We start from the raw sequence: 17,162 nt of genomic DNA on the forward strand, positions 1-17,162 counted from the left end.
CGGCCTTGGCCTCGCCCAGGCCGAGCGAGGTGAGCTCGCGGACGACCTTGATGACCTGGATCTTCTTGTCGCCGGCGGCCTCGAGGATGACGTCGAACGCGTCCTTCTCTTCGGCGGCCTCCTCGGCGCCACCGGCGCCACCGGCGGCGGGAGCGGCAGCCACGGCGACCGGCGCGGCAGCGGTGACCTCGAAGGTCTCCTCGAACTTCTTGACGAACTCGCTCAGCTCGATGAGCGTGAGCTCCTTGAAGGCGTCGAGCAGCTCGTCGGTGGTGAGCTTAGCCATGTTGGTTCTCCTTGGTTGTGGTACTTGTCTGTGCCTCGGCCGGTCAGGCCTCGGACTCCTGCTTCGCGCGCAGTGCGTCGACCGCACGAGCGGCCTGCGCCAGCGGCGCGGTGAACATGTAAGCGGCGCCGAACATCGAGGCCTTCATCGCGCCGGCGAGCTTCGCCAGCAGGACCTCACGGCTCTCGAGATCGGCGAGCTTGCCCACCTCTTCCGGCGACAGAGGGGCACCGTCGAAGTACCCACCCTTGATCACCAGCAGAGGGTTAGCCTTGGCGAAGGCACGCAGGCCCTTGGCGACGGCGACCGGGTCACCGTGCACGAAGGCGATGGCAGACGGCCCCTTGAGGTCGTCGTCCAGCCCCTCGATCCCGGCCTTGTTCGCCGCGATCTTGGTCAGCGTGTTCTTCACCACGGCGTACTCCGCGTCCTGACGGATGCTGTTTCGCAGCTCCTTGAGCTGGGCAACCGTCAGACCGCGGTACTCGGTCAGCAGTACGGCGTTCGAGTCCTCGAAGTTCTTCGTGAGCTCGGCGACCGTTGCATCCTTGTGCGCCATGGCCACTCCTTGTCGCTTCACGGGAGGGATCCCGTGAAGTGTGTGTACGTGACGTCCCGCGGTGGCGGGGCGCCGACCATGGATCGCCGTGCACAGAGAAAAGCTCCGGCGCAAGCGCACGGAGCTTTGTGTTCCGGTTTCCCGGGAAAGTTCGGTGTCACCTGCGCGGGCCCCTGCGGTGCAGTGCTTCGTCGGCATCCGCTTTCGCGCACACCGAGACCGGCGGTCTATGGCTGCGACGAGTCTACCCCACGTCGAGGCGGGATGCGAAACACGGCCCGCCCCGACCGGAACAGGCCTCGGCGCGTCATCTGCACCGCGTCAGGCGTTGCCCTTCGCGTATGCGAACCCGGCGTCGACGGGCATGGTGGCACCGACGACGTTCGAGTTGCGTGCGTCGAGGAGGTACTCGACCGTCAGCGCGACCTCGTCATCCTTCACGGCATCGCCGGTCAGCGACGACGCGATGACCTTGTCGCGCAGATCGGACCCTTTGCCGTGGTGCATGACGTTTTCCATCATGCCCGGGGCGATTGCGTTGATCTTGATGCCGCGGTGACTGTAATCCAGCGCCGCCTGGTTCGTCAGCGCGATGACGGCGGTCTTGGACACGGAGTAGATGCATGCGCCAGGGAAGTGCCGCACGCCGGACACCGAAGCGGTGTTGATGATCCGCCCGCCCTCCTCACCGAAGCGGGCGATGGCGACGCTCATCCCGATGCGGACGGCCGTCACGTTGATGTCGAACACCCGGTGCCACTCGTCGTCGTCGAGACCGACGACGGTGTCGTCGCCCTGAGTCATCACACCGGCGTTGTTGATCAGCACGTCCACCCGACCGTGGTCGGAGATGACCTGATCCATCATCTTCTCCCAGCCGAGGCGGTCGCGCACGTCGAATCCGTACGGGTCCGGCTGCCCGAAATCACACACCACGACCGTCGCGCCGAGCTCTTGCAGGCTCCGGGCGATCGTGCTGCCGATGCCCCCTGCCCCGCCGGTGATGACGACGACGGGGTTCTCGCGGAAGAGTGCCATGACTCCCTCTCATTCTGTGCGGCAGGAGCCCGATCGTCCCGCTCACCGCTGACGCTAGTGCGCGGCGGCGCAGCGCGCCAGCACGCTCCCACCGACTGGGCCGACGCGCGGCGTCGCACCACCGGGACGCGGGACACTCCCCGTAGGCTCGGAACATGACCCCCGAGCTGGCCGCGCGCGTGGTCGCGGACTCCCGCGACCGGGTGGCGTGGATCCGGGCTCGCTCGCGCGGAATCACCGCGACCGATGTCGCGCAACTGACCAGCACCAACGCGATCGCCCGGGCCGCCGACGCCAAGCTGATGGGGACGGGGTTCTCAGGCAACGCCTTCACCGACCACGGCCGCCGCCGGGAGCCGGAGATCGCCGCCTGGGTCGCGGCGACCCACGGCATCCGCCCGTCGTCGGCGCTGTTCCACGCCGTCGTCGAGAAGCGTCACCTGGCCACTCCGGACGGCATCGCCGTCGACCTCGACGGGCGGGTCACCCTCGCGGAGATCAAGACCACCAACAAGGCCTGGCGTTCGATCCCCCGCTCGTATCTGCGTCAGGTGTGGTGGCAGCAGCACGTCCTGGGCGCCGAACGGACGCTGGTCGTGTGGGAGCAGCACCGTGATTTCATCCCGCTCGACGACGAGCCCCGCTGCGCCTGGGTCGACCGCGACGAACGCGAGATCGCGTCGCTCGTCGGATTGGCCACCGGCCTCATCGACGAACTGTATCGGCGCACGCAACAGAACCGGCGGGTCGACGCCGCCGCACCGCACCGCCGGCGCGAGCCCTTCCGCGCCCTGGCGCTGGCGGACTGAGCCGACCACCGCTTTGACGAGGTCCGTTGCAGCACCTATAGTTGACGCAGATCAATAGTTGATCGCCATCAACTAACTCACGTCACCCTGATCACCCCCAAAAGCCCTGATCCCCCCAAAGGAAGAGATGTCCGCCGCCTCTCCCCCCGCACCCTTGTCGCGTAGCCGCGTCCTCCAAGCCTTGTCCGGTCTCCTGCTGGGCATGTTCGTCTCCATGCTTGCCTCGACGGTCGTCTCGACCTCGCTGCCGGTCATCATCCATGACCTGGCAGGCGACCAGAACGCCTACACCTGGGTGGTGACCGCGACGCTGCTCACCACCGCGATCTCCACGCCCATCTGGGGCAAGCTCGCCGACCTCACCAACCGCAAAGTGCTGTACCAGAGCGCCATCCTGATCTTCGTCCTGGCCACCGCTGCGGCCGGTTTCGCGCAGGATGCCGGCACGCTCATCGCCTTCCGCGCCGTGCAGGGCCTGGGTGCGGGCGGCCTGGCTGCGCTCAGCCAGGTGCTTATGGCCGACATCATCAGCCCGCGCGAACGTGGGCGCTACATGGGGTTGTTCGGCGCCGTCATGGCCGTCGCGACGGTCGGTGGCCCGCTGCTGGGCGGGCTCATCACCGACTCCTTCGGGTGGCGGTGGAACTTCTACGTCGCGCTACCATTCGCCGCGCTCGCCCTCGTCATGGTCCAGCTCACGCTGCACGTACCGCCCCGCCCCGCTAAGAAGGCCCGCATCGACTACGTCGGCATCGTGCTGCTGTCGGCGGCGGTCTCGCTGTTGCTGATCTGGGTGACCAGCGCTGGCAGCGCGTTCGACTGGTGGAGCCTGGAGACGGTGCTCATGGTCGGCGGCGCGATCGTGGCAACGGTCGTGTTCATCGTCGTGGAGCTGAAGGTGGCCGAACCCCTCATTCCGCTGTCGCTGTTCCGCAACCGCACGTTCTCCCTCTCGGTGATCGCATCGATCGCCACCGGGATCGCGATGTTCGGGGCATCTGTGTTCCTCAGCCAGTACATGCAGCTGGCGCGCGGGGCGACGCCGACCGAGGCAGGGCTCATGACCATCCCGATGATCGCCGGGCTGCTGCTGACGTCGGTGATCGTGGGCGGATTGATCACGAAGTACGGCTCGTGGAAGCCCTACCTCGTCTTCGGCTCGGTGTCTCTCACGGCCGGCGCGTGGCTGCTGTCCACGATCCACTACGACACCGACTTCGTCCTCGTCTCGGTCTACATGTTCCTCCTCGGCGCCGGCGTCGGGTCGACCATGCAGAACCTCGTCCTGATCGTGCAGAACACGACGCCCGCCGCGCAGATCGGCGCCGCCAGCTCGGGCGTCACCTTCTTCCGCAGTCTCGGCGGCACGATCGGCGTGTCCGTCATGGGAGCGGCGCTGGCCGGCCGGGTCACCGAACTGATGACCGCGTCCCGCGCCGACATCGCCGCCGCCGTGGCGAGCCTCGGCGACAAGGCCGCCTACTGGGGCGAGCAGCTGCAGTCGGGGACGCTCCCCCAGGTGTCGCAGATGCCCGAGGCGCTGCGCGTGATCATCGAGGAGGTCTACGCGCAGGGCATCGCCCACTCCTTCCTCATCGTGGTGCCCTTCGCGATCGTCACGGTGTTCGCGATCCTGTTCCTGCCGAACGCGCCGCTGACCCGGATGACGACGTCGGAACGGATCCGGGCGAGCGAGGCCGATCTGGCGACCGTCTCGGTGCCGGAGGCCATGTCCACGCTCACCGCGACCGGCACCATCCCCACCCGCGACCGGTCCGGCCGAGATGACTGACACCGACCCCCGGGACGACGCGGTGCGGGAGCTCGAATCGGAGTTCGGTGACTTCTTCCACCGGTTCCGGCGGGTGATGGCCGACAGCGCGCAACGGTTGAGCCCCGGGATGCTGCCTGCGGCGTACAAGGTGTTCACCACGATCGTGCGAACGGGCGAGGTGAGTCCGTCCGTGCTCGCCGATCGCCTGCTGATGGACCGCGGACAGCTCAGCCGCACGCTGCGGGAGCTGGAAGGGCTCGGTCTCATCACGCGCGCCCCGGATCCCGCCGACGGGCGCTCCAGCCTGCTCTCGGCCACCAAGGAGGGGCGCGAACGGTTGCGGGCGGCGCGGGCGCCGCACGGCAGTGCCATGGCAGCGTCGGTCAGCGACTGGGACGTCGCCGATGTCCGCCAGCTCTCCCGACTGCTGCACGCCCTCACGAACGCCACGGCCCCCTGACCGCTCCCCGAGATTCTCGCCGCGGTAGCACCCTTGTAACACGAGCGAGACAATGGCCGAGTTGACTGATGATCGACCCCGGTCACCGGCACCTGAGCTGTGGTGCCGCCGCGGTCGAGATCCACGTGGAAGGAGCGACCGATGCGATTCCGGCCGCTACGGACGACACTCATCCCCGGTGCCCCCGCATCGCCGGTGGACGCCCCGCCCCCACTCATGCGGGCTGCGGCATATGACGCCCCCGGCGGGCCTGACGTGCTGCGGTCGATCGAGGCTCCGGTGCCGGTGCCGGTGATGAGCGAGCTGCTGGTGCGCGTCTCGGCGGCCGGCGTCAATCCGATCGACGCGAAGACTCGTGCCGGCGGCGGCATGGCCGCGGGAACCGGCACCGGTCCGGTGATCCCGGGATTCGACTTCAGCGGCGTGGTCGTGAAGGCGCCATACGAGGCGCACCCGCTGCCGCCGGGAACCGAGGTGTTCGGCATGGTGTCGTTCCCGCGCACCGCGGGCAGCTACGCCGAGTACGTGGTCGCCCCCACCCTGTCGGTCGCACCCAAGCCCGCCTCGCTCTCGCACGTCGAGGCGGCCGGAGTGCCGCTCGCGGCACTCACGGCGTGGGGACTCGTTGTCGAGACCGCCCGCGCGCACGAGGGTCAGCGGATGCTGATCCACGCCGGCTCCGGCGGAGTCGGGCACTTCGCGGTGCAGTTGGCGGCCTACTTCGGCGCGCACGTCACGGCATCCGGTTCCGAACGCAACCTGCCCTGGCTGCGCGAGCTCGGGGCGAGCGTCGTGATCGACTACGCGACGACGCGTTTCGAGGAGGTCGTCTCCGATGTCGACGTCGTCATCGACCTCGTCGGGAACGTGCACGACGACACCGGCACGCGGTCGCTGACGGTGCTCCGGCCCGGCGGGCTGTATGTCATGGTGCCCACCGGAGGGTGGCCCGACCACGCCGATGCGTGCGCCGCGGCCGGGGTGCGCTCCACGTCGTACAAGGTGATCCCCGATGGCGGGGTGCTCGCGACCCTGGGACGGCTCCTGGACTCCGGTGCGATCCGGGTCTTCGTCGACCGCGTCTTCTCGCTCGACGACGCGGCAGCCGCACACCGCGAAGTGGAACGAGGTCACTCCCGCGGCAAGGTGGTGCTGACCGTCGGTCAGAGCTGAGCGCGTCTCAGTGGCGCGAACCGACCTGATCGTCGATCTGATCTCGGCGTGCGGCGACGAGCGCGCGCACGGCGGCATCGGGCAGCGGCTGTCCGGGACGGAAGCGCACGGTGCCCTTGGCGCGATCCACCCCACCCAGCAGCGGCAGCGCCCGGACGATCGCGGCCGGGCTGAACGGGTACACGCCGAAGTGCGCCTTCGCGCGCATGACCGACAGCAGCGCCTTGCCGCGGTAGGTCAATGCCGGCATCCCGTACCCGATGCCCTGCTCCGCCGAGGGTTCTTCTGCCCGCGCGAGGTCGTAGACGCGTGTGATCGCCGCGGCGTCGTCGGCATCGAGTGTCGCCAAGTAGTCGTCGATCGTCCCCATAGCGGCATCCTGGCACGACCGCCCCGCGCGCGGTACAGCCCGCCCCCGAATCCCACCCCGCACCGGCACGGCACGCCAGGATGGAAGGATGAGGCGAGTGCACGTGATCGTGGACGGGATGGTGCAGGGTGTCGGGTATCGGTACACGCTGCGGATGGTCGCCCAGCAGGTCGGCGCGTCCGGGTGGGTCCGCAACCGCACGGACGGCACCGTGGAAGCCGAGGTGGAGGGCACGCCCGCCCAGGTGGACGAGGTGCTGGCCTGGATGAGCGCGGGGGCCCCGGGCGCCCGGGTGAGGTCGGCCACCGTCGTCGATCAGGATCCGGTCGGCACCACCGGCTTCGACGTACTGCGCGACCGCTGAGGATCAGCGCCCGAGACCCCGGCTCCCAGCGTGCGGCGGGCGTGGGTGATCACCTCGTGCGCCACATCGTCGAGCAACTCGGACCGCAGGTTCCACTGCTGCCAGAACAGCGGCACGTCGATGACGGCACCGCCCAGCCGGACCAGCTCCCCCGAACGCAGGGCCGCCGTGGACTGCAGCGTCGGCAGGAGCGCCCAGCCGAGGCCGAGTCGCACACCGACGGCGAAGTCGTGGGATGCCGGCACCCGATGGCGCGGCGGCCCGTCGGTCACACCCCACCCGCGCAGCCATCGGGACTGTAGCTCGTCGCGATGGTCGAAGTCGATGACCGGCGCACGCGCGAGGGCGTCGACGTCGACGCCGCCGGCGAACCAGCGGTCACGGAACGATCGCGCGGCGACCGCCTCGTATCGCAGTGCCCCCAGTGCGCTCGCCCGGCATCCGGCCACGGGCGTCTCCCGCGACGTGACCGCCGCCATGACGGTGCCCGACTCCAGCAGTCCGGCGGTGAAGTCCTGATCGTCGCGGTGCAGGTCGAACACCACCGGCCGGCGCTCACTGACCCGTGCCAGCGGTGCCAGCATCCAGGTCGACAGCGAGTCGGCGTTGACGGCGAGGGGCATGCCGATCCGGTCGACGTCCTCCAGCGCGGCGATCGCGTCGTGTTCGAGCAGCCGGAGCTGCCGCGCGAAGCGGATCACCGAGTGCGCGGCCGCGGTGGCCCGCACCGGCTTGGCCCGGACGAGCAGCACGCGGCCGATCTGCTCCTCCAGCGCCTTGATGCGCTGACTGACCGCCGACGGGGTGATGTGCAGCCGCCGCGCGGCGGCATCCATGCTCCCCTCGTCGAGCACGACGACGAGCGTCTCGGCCAGCTCGGCCGGGACTCTCATCTGAAGTGCTGCTTAAGGGAGATCAGTTTCATGAACTGGACTGTAGTACACCGACCGCACTACCGTCGAGGCGTGCTCCCCTCCGCCGTCGCGGGCTTCGGCCTCGGACTCTCGCTCATCGTCGCCATCGGCGCGCAGAACCTGTACGTCTTGGGCCAGGGGATGCGGCGGCAGCACGCCCTGCTCGTCGCGACGATCTGCGCCGTGTCCGATGCCGCGCTCATCGTGCTCGGCGTCTCGGGCCTCGGCGTCGTGCTTCTCGCGGTGCCGTGGCTGATCGACGCGGTGCGCTGGGCCGGTTTCGCCTTCCTGCTCGGCTACGGCCTGCTGGCGGCGCGGCGCGCCTGGCGCCCCACGGGGCAGAGCCTGCAGGCGGGCACCCCACGCGGGGACGAGACCCCGGGTGCGTCCCCGGTCGTGACCGGCACCCGCGCCTTGCCCGTCGTGCTCGCGTGCCTCGCGCTGACGTGGCTGAACCCCCACGTCTACCTCGACACGGTGTTCCTCCTCGGGTCCGTCGCGAACACCCACGGCGACCACCGCTGGTGGTTCGCCGCCGGCGCGGCGCTCGCGAGCGTCGTCTGGTTCTTCGCGCTCGCCCTCGGCGCCAGCCGGCTGGGCCGGTGGCTGGGCACTCCCCGCGCGTGGCGCATCCTCGACGCGGTGATCGCGGTCGTGATGATCACGATCGCGGTCAGCCTGGTCCTCCCCGCCTGAACGTCGACGACGCGCGCCGACACGCGAGAAGCCCCACCCGCGGGATGCGCGGACGGGGCTTCTCGTGGAATCTGCCGGTGTCAGGCGATCGCGTTGACGTCCAGCGGGATGCCGGGGCCGAACGTGGTCGACACGGCACCCTTCTGGATGTAGCGACCCTTCGAGCTCGACGGCTTCAGGCGGACGATCTCGTCCAGCGCGGCCTGCAGGTTCTCGTCCAGCTGCTCGGCCGAGAACGAGGCCTTGCCGACGACGAAGTGCACGTTGGCGTGCTTGTCGACGCGGAACTCGATCTTGCCGCCCTTGATCTCCTCCACGGCTTTGGCCGGGTTGGGGGTCACGGTGCCGGTCTTGGGGTTCGGCATGAGGCCGCGGGGGCCGAGCACCTTGCCGAGCCGGCCGACCTGGCCCATGAGCTCGGGCGTCGAGACGGCCGCGTCGAACGCGGTCCAGCCGCCGGCGACCTTCTCGATGAGCTCCGCGCCACCGACCTCGTCGGCGCCGGCGGCGATCGCCGCTTCGGCCGCGGGACCGGGCGCGAACACGATGACGCGCGCGGTCTTGCCGGTGCCGTGCGGCAGGATGACGGTGCCGCGCACCAGCTGGTGGGCCTTGCGCGGGTCGACCGCGAGCTTCAGGGCGACCTCGACGGTGGAATCGAACTTCTTCGACCCGGTCTCCTTCGCCAGCGCCACCGCCTCGGCGGGGGTGTAGAACTTGTCGCGGTCGATCTTTGCCGCCGCGGCTTCGTAAACCTTGGACTTCGCCATGTTCCTACTCCCTTCAGCCTTCGACCGTGATGCCCATGGAACGGGCGGTACCGGCGATGATCAACGAGGCGGCCTCGATGTCGTTCGCGTTCAGGTCGGGCATCTTCGTCTCGGCGATCTGGCGCACCTGGTCCTTGGTGATCTTGCCCACCTTGACCGTGTGCGGGGTCGCCGAACCCTTCGGCAGGCCCGCGGCCTTCTTGATCAGCTCCGCCGCCGGCGGGGTCTTCAGGACGAAGGTGAAGCTGCGGTCCTCGTAGACCGTGATCTCCACCGGGATGACGTTTCCGCGCTGCGACTCGGTCGCGGCGTTGTACGCCTTGCAGAACTCCATGATGTTGACGCCGTGCTGACCGAGCGCGGGCCCGATCGGCGGCGCCGGGTTGGCAGCGCCGGCCTGGATCTGCAGTTTGATCAGGCCGGACACCTTCTTCTTCGGTGCCATTCGTTTTCCTTTCATCGAACCGGATGCCGCGGCATCCGTTCTCCCGCGCGCCGGACGGCGGCGGTGTCTTCATCCCGCGAGGGGACCTCTCAGAGCATCTTGGTGACCTGGTCGAACGACAGTTCGACCGGGGTCTCGCGCTCGAACAGCGACACGAGCACGGTGAGTTTGCCACTCTCGGGCTTGATCTCGCTGATCGTCCCGGGAAGACCCGCGAACGAGCCCTCCTTGATGGTGATGGTCTCGCCGATCTCGAAGTCGACCTCGGCGGCCACGACACGCGCCTGCGTGGCCGAGCCCTTGGCCGCGCTGGCCTTGGTCGGGGCGGCCTCCTTGACCTCGACGAGCGACTTCAGCATGTTGAAGGCCTCTTCGAAGCGCAGCGGCGTCGGGTTGTGGGCGTTGCCGACGAACCCGGTCACGCCCGGGGTGTGACGCACCACGGACCAGGTGTCTTCGTTCAGTTCCATGCGCACCAGCACGTAGCCGGGAATGCGCACGCGCGTGACCATCTTGCGCTGGCCGTTTTTGATCTCGACGACGTCTTCCATCGGCACTTCGATCTGGTAGATGTCGTCCTCGACCTCGAGCGTCGACTTGCGCTGCTCGATGTTGGCCTTCACCTTGCGCTCGAACCCGGCGTACGAGTGGATCACGTACCACTTGCCCGGCAGCATGCGAAGATCGGCGCGGAACGCCTCGTACGGGTCTTCGTCGTCGGGGGCGTCGTCGGATGCCGCCTCGTCGTCGGCGTCCTCGCCCGCGTCGGGCTCGGGTCCGTCGTAGGGGCTGACCTGGTCGGCGTCGTGGGCGGCGCGTTCGGCCTCCTCGTCGGCGAGCGACTCTTCCAGCACCTCGGCGGCCGCTTCGGCCTCCGCGGTCTCGTTGATCTCGAGTGCGTCGTTCACGATCGCGTCTGCCTCCGGGTCGTCGGTGTCGATGTCCGTCAGGTCGTCGTCGACGCCGTCGTCGTCCGCATCGTCGACCACGTGCACGGCGACGTGCTCGGCCGGGGCCGAGGAGAGCTCTTCCGCCGCGAGGACGTTGCCCTCCTGGGCCTCGTCGTCCTCGCTGGACTGCTCCGCCGCGGTCGCCCAGTCGACGTCGTCAAGATTTCGTTCAGACACTTGCGTTCTTCTCCATAGGGTCTGGGGGCCTGTCGACCCGGCGCCGAACCGATCCGCGTCTTGATCAGCCCGGGACGCCGAAGACGAATTCGGTGACCCAGACGAACAGGACGTCGAGTCCGTACACGATCGCCATCATGACGACGACGAAACCGAGCACGACCGCCGTGTACTTCAGCAGTTCCTGGCGGGTCGGAGTGACGACCTTGCGCAGTTCACCGAAGACCTGACGGATGAACAGGGCGATCCGCTGGAAGAAGTTGAGCTTCTTCTCCCGCGAGGCGCCGCCAGCGGCAACGACCTCTCCGTTCGGTTCGTCCTGCACCATCGACCTACCTGTCTGACTTTTCTGTGCCAGCTGAATGCTGACGCGCAGGGCGGACAGGAATCGAACCTGCAACCTGCGGTTTTGGAGACCGCTGCTCTGCCAATTGAGCTACCGCCCTACGGTCTTGCGACCGGGTGCCGAAGCTGCTTTCCCTTCGCTGACGCAACCGGATCGATCGGTCGCAGGCACGGCGAAAGAATGCAGACAACTGCGCGTTCCAGTGTACGTCATGGCACCGCGGGCGCGCGAATCACTCCACCCGCGGCCCCGGGCGCGCTCAGTACTGCTGCACTCCGTACCGATCCGGCTCCTCGCCCCGGCGGAACGAACGCCCCGACAGCGAGGTCGGGGTGACCCGAACGTAGTTGAACTTCAGCGTGGGAACCCACGGGGTCAATGGCAAGCCGTCGGCGTGTTCCACTTCGTCACCGGTGTCCAGCCGGTGAGCGGTGCCGCGCACCACGACACTCCAGGCATCCACCTCGGTGTGGTCGTCGACCTCGAACAGCACCTCGTCGTTGATCGTCAACTCGGTCAGCTTGCTGCCCTCCGCGGTGCGGAACACGATCGTGTTCTCGTCGACGACGAAGTTCACCGGGAAGATGTCCAGAACGTTGCCGACGCGGGTGACCAGGCGCCCGAGCTCCTGACGGGACAGGCGCTCCCAGCATTCCGCGTCGGTCAGTTGGGCTACCGGATCTTCGCTCTCGTGCATACTCCCATCCTGGCGCACCGCGACCTCCGGCGACAGGGGCCGCCGGAGGTTTCCCGCGTCATCAGGCCGAACGGATGAGCTTCTTGTTGACGAACTCGTCCGCGCCCAGCAGGCCCAGCTCACGGCCGGTGCCGCTGCGCTTGACGCCGCCGAACGGCAGCCCCGCCTCGTCGGCGAGCACCAGATTGATGTACACCATGCCCGCGTCGATACGGTCGGCCACCCTCGCCGCCTGGGCGGGATCGGTCGTGAACACGTAGGAACCGAGACCGAAGGAGGTGTCGTTCGCGATACGCACGGCATCGTCTTCGTCGGCGGCGCGGTAGACGACGCCGGCCGGACCGAACAGCTCTTCGCGGTAGGCGTCCATCCGGTCGGTCACGCCGGTCAGCACGGTGCCGGGATAGTAGGCGCCCTCGCGCGTGCCGCCGACGACCAGCTGCGCACCCTGCGCGACGGCCTGCTGCACCTGCTCGTCAAGACGCTCGGCGGCCGCGAGCGACGACAGCGGCCCCAGCACCGTGTCCTCGGCGAACGGGTCGCCGACGACGGCCGCCGACATCGCGGCGGCGAACTTCTCGACGAACGCGTCGTAGTACTCGTCGACGACGATGAACCGCTTGGCGGCGTTGCAGGCCTGGCCGTTGTTGTCGAGCCGTGCGTCGACCGCCTGCGCCACGACCGCGTCGAGGTCATCGGTGGACAGCACCAGGAACGGGTCGGACCCGCCCAGCTCGAGCGCCACCTTCTTGAGGTTGCGTCCCGCGATGGCCGCGACGGCGGCACCGGCGCGCTCGGATCCGGTCACCGACACACCCTGCACGCGCGGGTCGCCGATCACGGTCTCGGCCTGTTCGTGCGTCAGGTACACGTTGACGTACACGCCTTCCGGGAAGCCGGCATCCCGGTACAGGGTCTCCAGCGCGGCAGCCGATTCGGGGCACTGCGGGGCGTGCTTGAGCAGGATGGTGTTGCCGAGCAGGATGTTCGGCGCGGCGAAGCGCGCCACCTGGTAGTACGGGAAGTTCCACGGCATGATGCCCAGCAGCACCCCGAGCGGTGACGTGCGGATGACCGCAGTGCCCTCCCCCTCGATCGACAGCGGCGTGTCGGCGAGGATCTCGTCGGCGTGGTCGGCGTAGTACTCGGTGATGTCGGCGGCGAAATCGACCTCGCCCTCGGCGGCGGCAAGGGGTTTGCCCATCTCACGCACGATGATGGCGGCCAGCTCGTCGCGGCGCTCCCGGTGCAGCTGCGCGACGCGGCGCAGTCTCTCGGCGCGCTCGGCGCCGGTGGACTCCCGCATCCAGCCTCGGTAGGCACCGTCGGCCGCGCTCAGCGCCGCCTCGACGTCACCGGCGGTCGCGGTCGGGTACGTGGCGAGTGTTTCGCCGGTCGCGGGGTTGACGATCGCATACTCGGTCATGGTGTTTCCCTCTCGTGGTGCTCTCGGCCGGTCGGGACCGGGGTGAGTGTGGTGGGCGGTCGGTGTGGGAGGCCGGGGAGGTTCATGGTCGCCTTCTCCGGTGCAGGCTCGGCGGGGCCTCCATCTGCAGCGTCAGTCCGCGGAAGAAGGCGGGACGCTTGTAAGCCTGCCACGCCATGATCACCAGGCCCACGACGATGATCGTGACGCCGAGGATGAACACGAGGCCCACGCCCGCGACGTTCGACCCGCTGCCGTAGGCGGGGTCGATGCTGTCGACCAGCGTGATGGCGAACAGCGCCGCGAGGATCGCGCCGCCCACGAGCGGGAACAGGAACGAGAAGAAGAACATGCGCGACGAGTCGAACCACTGCCGCCGGAAGTACCACACGCAGGCGAACGCGGTGAGGCCGTAGTAGAAGCAGATCATCATCCCGAGCGCGGTGATCGTGTCCCACAGCACGTTCTCGCTCAGGAACCGCATCACCGCGTAGAACACCGAGGCGACGACCGCCGACACGATCGTCGCGAACCCGGGCGTGAAGAACCGAGGGCTCACTCGCGCGAAGACCTTCGGCAACGCCCCGAAGTGCCCCATCGCCAGCAGGGTGCGCGCGGGGCCGACCGCGGTGGACTGCAGCGACGACGCCGAACTGGTCAGCACCGCCAGCGATACCAGGAACGCCAGCGGCCCCAGGACCGGCCCGGACAGGTAGAAGAACACGTTCGCCTGGATGTCGGGGTTGCCGAGCCCCAGTTCGCCCTTACCGACGCCGGCGAACGACAGCAGCGACACCGAGATGAGCAGGTAGAGACCCACCACCACGATCACGGTGACCGTCGCGGCCCGTCCCGGGGTGCGTTGAGGGTCCTTCGTCTCCTCGTTCATCGTCAGGACGACGTCCCAGCCCCAGAAGATGAAGATCGACAGGGACAGGCCCGCCACGACCGCGCTGAGCGACCCCACCGCGAACGGGTCCAACCACTCCCACGAGAACGTCGACGCGTCGAAGGCGGTGCCGCCCCCGACGTGGACCAGCGCCGCGATCGAGAAGAGCACGAGGACGGCCACCTGGAAGCTGACGAGAACGTACTGCAGCCGTTGCGTCGTCTGCAGATCGCGATAGGAGATGAAGGTGGCGCCGGCCATGAACGCCAGGCACACGGCGACGTTGATGACGGGGTTGAACGCCAGGTCGGCGATCGTGCCCGGGTTGCCGGCGAGCTGGTCGATCAGCAGGAACAGGAACTCCACCGCGATGCCGGCGAGGTTCGAGAGCACGATGACCGTCGCCGACACCAGTCCCCAGCCGGCCATCCAGCCCACCCAGGGCCCGAACGCGCGCGTGGCCCACGTGAACGACGTGCCGGAGTCGGGGATCGCGCGGTTGAGTTCGCGGTAGCCGAAGGCGGTGAGCAGCATCGGGATGAACCCGAGCAGGATGATCGCGGGGACCTGGAACCCCACCTCCGAGACGGTGGGACCGAGCGAGGCGGTCAGGGTGTAGGCGGGCGCGATCGTGGAGATGCCGATGACAACGGCGCCGATCATGCCGACCGTGCCGGTGCTGAGGCCCTTGTTCGAGACGCCCCCGGTCGGCGCGTGTGGCGTGGTGGTCATCGTCGACCCTCCTTGTCGGCGGCGGATGCCGGAACTGCGGCGGCGGATGCCGGGGCACCGCCGCGGGTGCGTGGGACCACGACGACGGGCACCGGTACCTCGTGCAGCATCTTCGCGACCGTCGACCCGAGGAACAGCCGCCGCGGCTGCGCCAGCCTGCTGGAGCCGACCAGCAACAGCTCCCCGGGATTCCATTCCAGGTCGGCGACGGCGTCCTCGATCGACTCGCCCTCGGCGACGTGCACATCGACGTCGAGACGGTCGGGAAGGGTGGTGCGGGCCGCCGCGAGCACGTCGTGCACCTCGGTCGAACCGGCGATGCGGATCGCGCCGGTGTCGGCGGTCGGCGGCAGGTCGATGGCCAGCAGCGACAGCAGCCGCACCGGGGCGCCGGTCGCGGTGGCCAGCGCCGCGGCGTCCTCCATCAGCACGTCCGCGCCGGGGCGGGTACCGACGGCGACGGTGAGCCGCGGGATGCCGATGTCGGCGGCGACCTTGCGGGCACCGCGGGGCACGAGCACGACGGACACGTCGGACGAGTGCACCAGTTCGGATGCTGTGGCACCCAGCCGGTGGCGCCCGCGCAGAGCGTCGCCGGCGGCACCGACGACGATCATGCGGGCGCCCAGTTCGTGGGCGAGACCGGTCAGGGTCTCGGCGAACGAATCCCCCGTCCGCACGTGTGCGTGCGCGACGAGATCGGCCGGGATGCGGTCGATCGCCGCGGCGATCCACTCTCGGGCCTGGTCGCGCAGCAGCCGTTCGTAGCCCGCGTTGGGCGGCGTGATGACGCTGCGCGGAGCCGGCAGCACGACAGCGACCTCAAGGGTCGACCCGGTGGCGGTGGCCAGGCGCGCGCCGACGGCGACGGCATCCCGCCCCGACTTCGTGGCCGTGTACCCGACCAGGACGCGGCCGCTCATCCGCGGACGGCTTCGACGATCTGTTCGGCCACGAGGTGCCCCATGCGGATCGCCCCGTCGACATGCTGGTAGCCCGCGCCGGCCATGTCGCTGCAGGCGAACCGGATCGGCCCGACCGCGGCACGCAGGTCGTCGCCGTAGCGCGAGAGTCCTCCCAGGTCGAAGCTGGCTGCGTACGCGCCGCGTGTCCACTCCTCGGCGCCCCAGTCGCTCTCGTAGTACACGATCGGGTTCTTGGCCTCGGGGCCGTAGTAGTGCGACAGCGACTCGAGGATGCGTTCTTTGCGCTGGTCGGCACTGATGCGGAACACGTCGTCGGCGGGCCGGTCCGAGACGAACCCGACCAGGGTGCCCCGCTCGTCGCCGTGGTTGGTGTTGTCGTATGCCTCGTGCGAGAGCTCGTACGGGCTGAACGCCGTGCCGGACAGGCCCTGCTCCCGCCAGAACGGGCGGTCGTAGACGGCATGCACCTTGATGACGAAACCCATCGACAGGTGCTGGTGCATCTGCTGCTGCAGGCGCGGCAACGGCGGCGAGAACTCGATCCGCGGGTACAACACCGGCGCAAGGGCGAGGACCAGCTGGCCGGCGCGCACCGTCAGCCCGTCGCCGGTGCGCACCGTCACGCCCGCGTCACCCCACTCGACGCTGCGGACGGCCTGGTTGAGCAAGACGTCATCGCCGAGACGCTCGGCCAGCCGCAGCGGCACCTGCTGCAAACCGCCGACCACGCGCTCGTCGAGGATGACGTCGGCGTCGACGAGGTTGCTGAAGCTGCCGGCGCTGGCGGCCATCAACAGCGCCTGCAGTGCCGAGAACGCGTGGGCGGGCTTGGTGAGCATGGCCCCCGCGATGAACAGCGCGATGTTGTCACGCGCCTCGACGTCGTCGGTCTGGTCCGCCAGCCAGGCCTCGAACGAGATGCGGTCCAGCGCGTCGGCGTCCGCGTGCTCCCACGGCCGGTCCGGGTCGATCTGAGCGACCAGGGTGTCGAGCACCTCGATGAGGCGGACGATCTCGGCCTCGGTGGCCGGGGCGACCGGGAAGATCTCGCCGGTGAAGCGGGTGAGCGCTCCGTCGCGGCCGATGTAGACCGAGTCGCCGTCGCGGTAGCGCGGATACGTCTCCAAACCCAGTTCGGCGATCGTCGCCTTCAGCGCGTCTTGATCGGGGGAGACCCACTGGCCGCCGATCTCGAGCATCGCGCCGTCGATGACGTCGGTCCACAGCCGGCCGCCGACACGATCGCGCGCTTCGAGCACGACGACCGACAGCCCGGCCTTCTTCACATCGTTCGCGGCGGTCAGACCGGTTGCACCGGCCCCGACGATGACGACGTCCCGAGTGATCTCGGACATTCAAGA

General features: G+C 68.9%; 20 protein-coding genes and 1 tRNA gene. 6 read left to right on the forward strand and 15 right to left on the reverse strand.

What is annotated here, in order from left to right; translation table 11 throughout:
• From rplL to ACK5KK_RS00725, 3 genes are all read right to left on the reverse strand, one after another.
• Positions 1 to 286 (reverse strand): 50S ribosomal protein L7/L12 (gene rplL, locus ACK5KK_RS00715; RefSeq protein ID WP_416888174.1); only part of this gene is annotated, 286 nt, incomplete at its 3' end.
• A 43-nt stretch (positions 287 to 329) separates the two neighbouring features.
• Positions 330 to 845: a 50S ribosomal protein L10 gene (rplJ, locus tag ACK5KK_RS00720; RefSeq protein WP_416888175.1), complete on the reverse strand. Its 516-nt coding sequence runs from the start codon at positions 843 to 845 to the stop codon at positions 330 to 332.
• A gap of 321 nt (positions 846 to 1,166) precedes the next feature.
• The gene (locus tag ACK5KK_RS00725; RefSeq protein ID WP_416888176.1) at positions 1,167 to 1,883 is read right to left on the reverse strand and encodes an SDR family NAD(P)-dependent oxidoreductase; all 717 of its coding nucleotides are present in this window, start codon (positions 1,881 to 1,883) and stop codon (positions 1,167 to 1,169) included.
• A gap of 155 nt (positions 1,884 to 2,038) precedes the next feature.
• Between ACK5KK_RS00725 and ACK5KK_RS00730 the strand changes: the two genes are divergently transcribed.
• The 4 genes from ACK5KK_RS00730 (at position 2,039) to ACK5KK_RS00745 (ending at position 6,099) form a co-directional block, all read left to right on the forward strand.
• Positions 2,039 to 2,692: a YqaJ viral recombinase family protein gene (locus ACK5KK_RS00730; protein ID WP_416888177.1), complete on the forward strand. Its 654-nt coding sequence runs from the start codon at positions 2,039 to 2,041 to the stop codon at positions 2,690 to 2,692.
• 127 nt (positions 2,693 to 2,819) lie between these two features.
• A complete protein-coding gene (locus ACK5KK_RS00735; RefSeq protein WP_416888178.1) occupies positions 2,820 to 4,484 on the forward strand; it encodes an MDR family MFS transporter in 1,665 nt (554 codons plus the stop codon).
• Positions 4,477 to 4,926, forward strand: coding sequence for a MarR family winged helix-turn-helix transcriptional regulator (locus tag ACK5KK_RS00740; protein ID WP_416888179.1), 450 nt, complete (start codon positions 4,477 to 4,479; stop codon positions 4,924 to 4,926). Before ACK5KK_RS00735 ends, ACK5KK_RS00740 begins: the two co-directional genes overlap by 8 nt.
• Positions 4,927 to 5,067: 141 nt before the next feature.
• A complete protein-coding gene (locus ACK5KK_RS00745) occupies positions 5,068 to 6,099 on the forward strand; it encodes an NADP-dependent oxidoreductase (protein WP_416888180.1) in 1,032 nt (343 codons plus the stop codon).
• 7 nt (positions 6,100 to 6,106) lie between these two features.
• Here ACK5KK_RS00745 and ACK5KK_RS00750 read toward each other — a convergent pair whose 3' ends face one another.
• On the reverse strand, positions 6,107 to 6,469 hold the full coding sequence (locus ACK5KK_RS00750; RefSeq protein WP_416888181.1) for an iron chaperone: 363 nt from the start codon (positions 6,467 to 6,469) through the stop codon (positions 6,107 to 6,109).
• An 88-nt stretch (positions 6,470 to 6,557) separates the two neighbouring features.
• Between ACK5KK_RS00750 and ACK5KK_RS00755 the strand changes: the two genes are divergently transcribed.
• Positions 6,558 to 6,833 carry an acylphosphatase gene (locus ACK5KK_RS00755; protein ID WP_416888182.1) on the forward strand — a complete coding sequence of 92 codons (276 nt, stop codon included), beginning with the start codon at positions 6,558 to 6,560 and terminating at the stop codon, positions 6,831 to 6,833.
• On the opposite strand, the gene ACK5KK_RS00760 is transcribed toward ACK5KK_RS00755, so the two are convergent.
• The gene (locus tag ACK5KK_RS00760; protein ID WP_416888183.1) at positions 6,785 to 7,726 is read right to left on the reverse strand and encodes a LysR family transcriptional regulator ArgP; all 942 of its coding nucleotides are present in this window, start codon (positions 7,724 to 7,726) and stop codon (positions 6,785 to 6,787) included. The genes ACK5KK_RS00755 and ACK5KK_RS00760 overlap by 49 nt on opposite strands.
• A gap of 30 nt (positions 7,727 to 7,756) precedes the next feature.
• Here ACK5KK_RS00760 and ACK5KK_RS00765 point away from each other — a divergent pair, with 30 nt between their 5' ends.
• A complete protein-coding gene (locus ACK5KK_RS00765) occupies positions 7,757 to 8,443 on the forward strand; it encodes a LysE/ArgO family amino acid transporter (RefSeq protein ID WP_416888184.1) in 687 nt (228 codons plus the stop codon).
• An 80-nt stretch (positions 8,444 to 8,523) separates the two neighbouring features.
• Here the strand turns inward: ACK5KK_RS00765 and rplA are convergent, their stop codons facing one another.
• The 10 genes from rplA to ACK5KK_RS00815 all read right to left on the reverse strand — a co-directional run bounded on the left by rplA (position 8,524) and on the right by ACK5KK_RS00815 (position 17,156).
• Positions 8,524 to 9,213, reverse strand: coding sequence for a 50S ribosomal protein L1 (gene rplA / locus ACK5KK_RS00770; RefSeq protein WP_416888185.1), 690 nt, complete (start codon positions 9,211 to 9,213; stop codon positions 8,524 to 8,526).
• A gap of 13 nt (positions 9,214 to 9,226) precedes the next feature.
• Complete coding sequence (gene rplK, locus ACK5KK_RS00775; protein WP_416888186.1) at positions 9,227 to 9,658, reverse strand: 50S ribosomal protein L11; 432 nt, start codon at positions 9,656 to 9,658, stop codon at positions 9,227 to 9,229.
• Between the two features lie 89 nt (positions 9,659 to 9,747).
• Positions 9,748 to 10,785, reverse strand: coding sequence for a transcription termination/antitermination protein NusG (nusG, locus tag ACK5KK_RS00780; protein WP_416888187.1), 1,038 nt, complete (start codon positions 10,783 to 10,785; stop codon positions 9,748 to 9,750).
• A gap of 64 nt (positions 10,786 to 10,849) precedes the next feature.
• On the reverse strand, positions 10,850 to 11,113 hold the full coding sequence (gene secE / locus ACK5KK_RS00785) for a preprotein translocase subunit SecE (protein WP_416888188.1): 264 nt from the start codon (positions 11,111 to 11,113) through the stop codon (positions 10,850 to 10,852).
• A 45-nt stretch (positions 11,114 to 11,158) separates the two neighbouring features.
• A tRNA-Trp gene (locus ACK5KK_RS00790) sits at positions 11,159 to 11,231 on the reverse strand.
• Between the two features lie 159 nt (positions 11,232 to 11,390).
• Positions 11,391 to 11,828: a pyridoxamine 5'-phosphate oxidase family protein gene (locus tag ACK5KK_RS00795; RefSeq protein ID WP_416888189.1), complete on the reverse strand. Its 438-nt coding sequence runs from the start codon at positions 11,826 to 11,828 to the stop codon at positions 11,391 to 11,393.
• Positions 11,829 to 11,889: 61 nt separating this feature from the next.
• Positions 11,890 to 13,254 (reverse strand): NAD-dependent succinate-semialdehyde dehydrogenase, encoded by a 1,365-nt coding sequence (locus tag ACK5KK_RS00800; protein WP_416888190.1) that lies wholly within the window; start codon positions 13,252 to 13,254, stop codon positions 11,890 to 11,892.
• A gap of 82 nt (positions 13,255 to 13,336) precedes the next feature.
• Complete coding sequence (locus tag ACK5KK_RS00805; RefSeq protein ID WP_416888191.1) at positions 13,337 to 14,875, reverse strand: APC family permease; 1,539 nt, start codon at positions 14,873 to 14,875, stop codon at positions 13,337 to 13,339.
• Positions 14,872 to 15,798 carry a universal stress protein gene (locus ACK5KK_RS00810; RefSeq protein WP_416888192.1) on the reverse strand — a complete coding sequence of 309 codons (927 nt, stop codon included), beginning with the start codon at positions 15,796 to 15,798 and terminating at the stop codon, positions 14,872 to 14,874. Before ACK5KK_RS00810 ends, ACK5KK_RS00805 begins: the two co-directional genes overlap by 4 nt.
• Positions 15,795 to 17,156 carry a flavin monoamine oxidase family protein gene (locus ACK5KK_RS00815; RefSeq protein ID WP_416888193.1) on the reverse strand — a complete coding sequence of 454 codons (1,362 nt, stop codon included), beginning with the start codon at positions 17,154 to 17,156 and terminating at the stop codon, positions 15,795 to 15,797. The genes ACK5KK_RS00810 and ACK5KK_RS00815 overlap by 4 nt, the downstream gene beginning before the upstream one ends.
• Positions 17,157 to 17,162 lie beyond the last annotated feature (6 nt).

The sequence above is a fragment of the Microbacterium sp. genome (genome assembly GCF_047972865.1).
Lineage (GTDB): Bacteria > Actinomycetota > Actinomycetes > Actinomycetales > Microbacteriaceae > Microbacterium.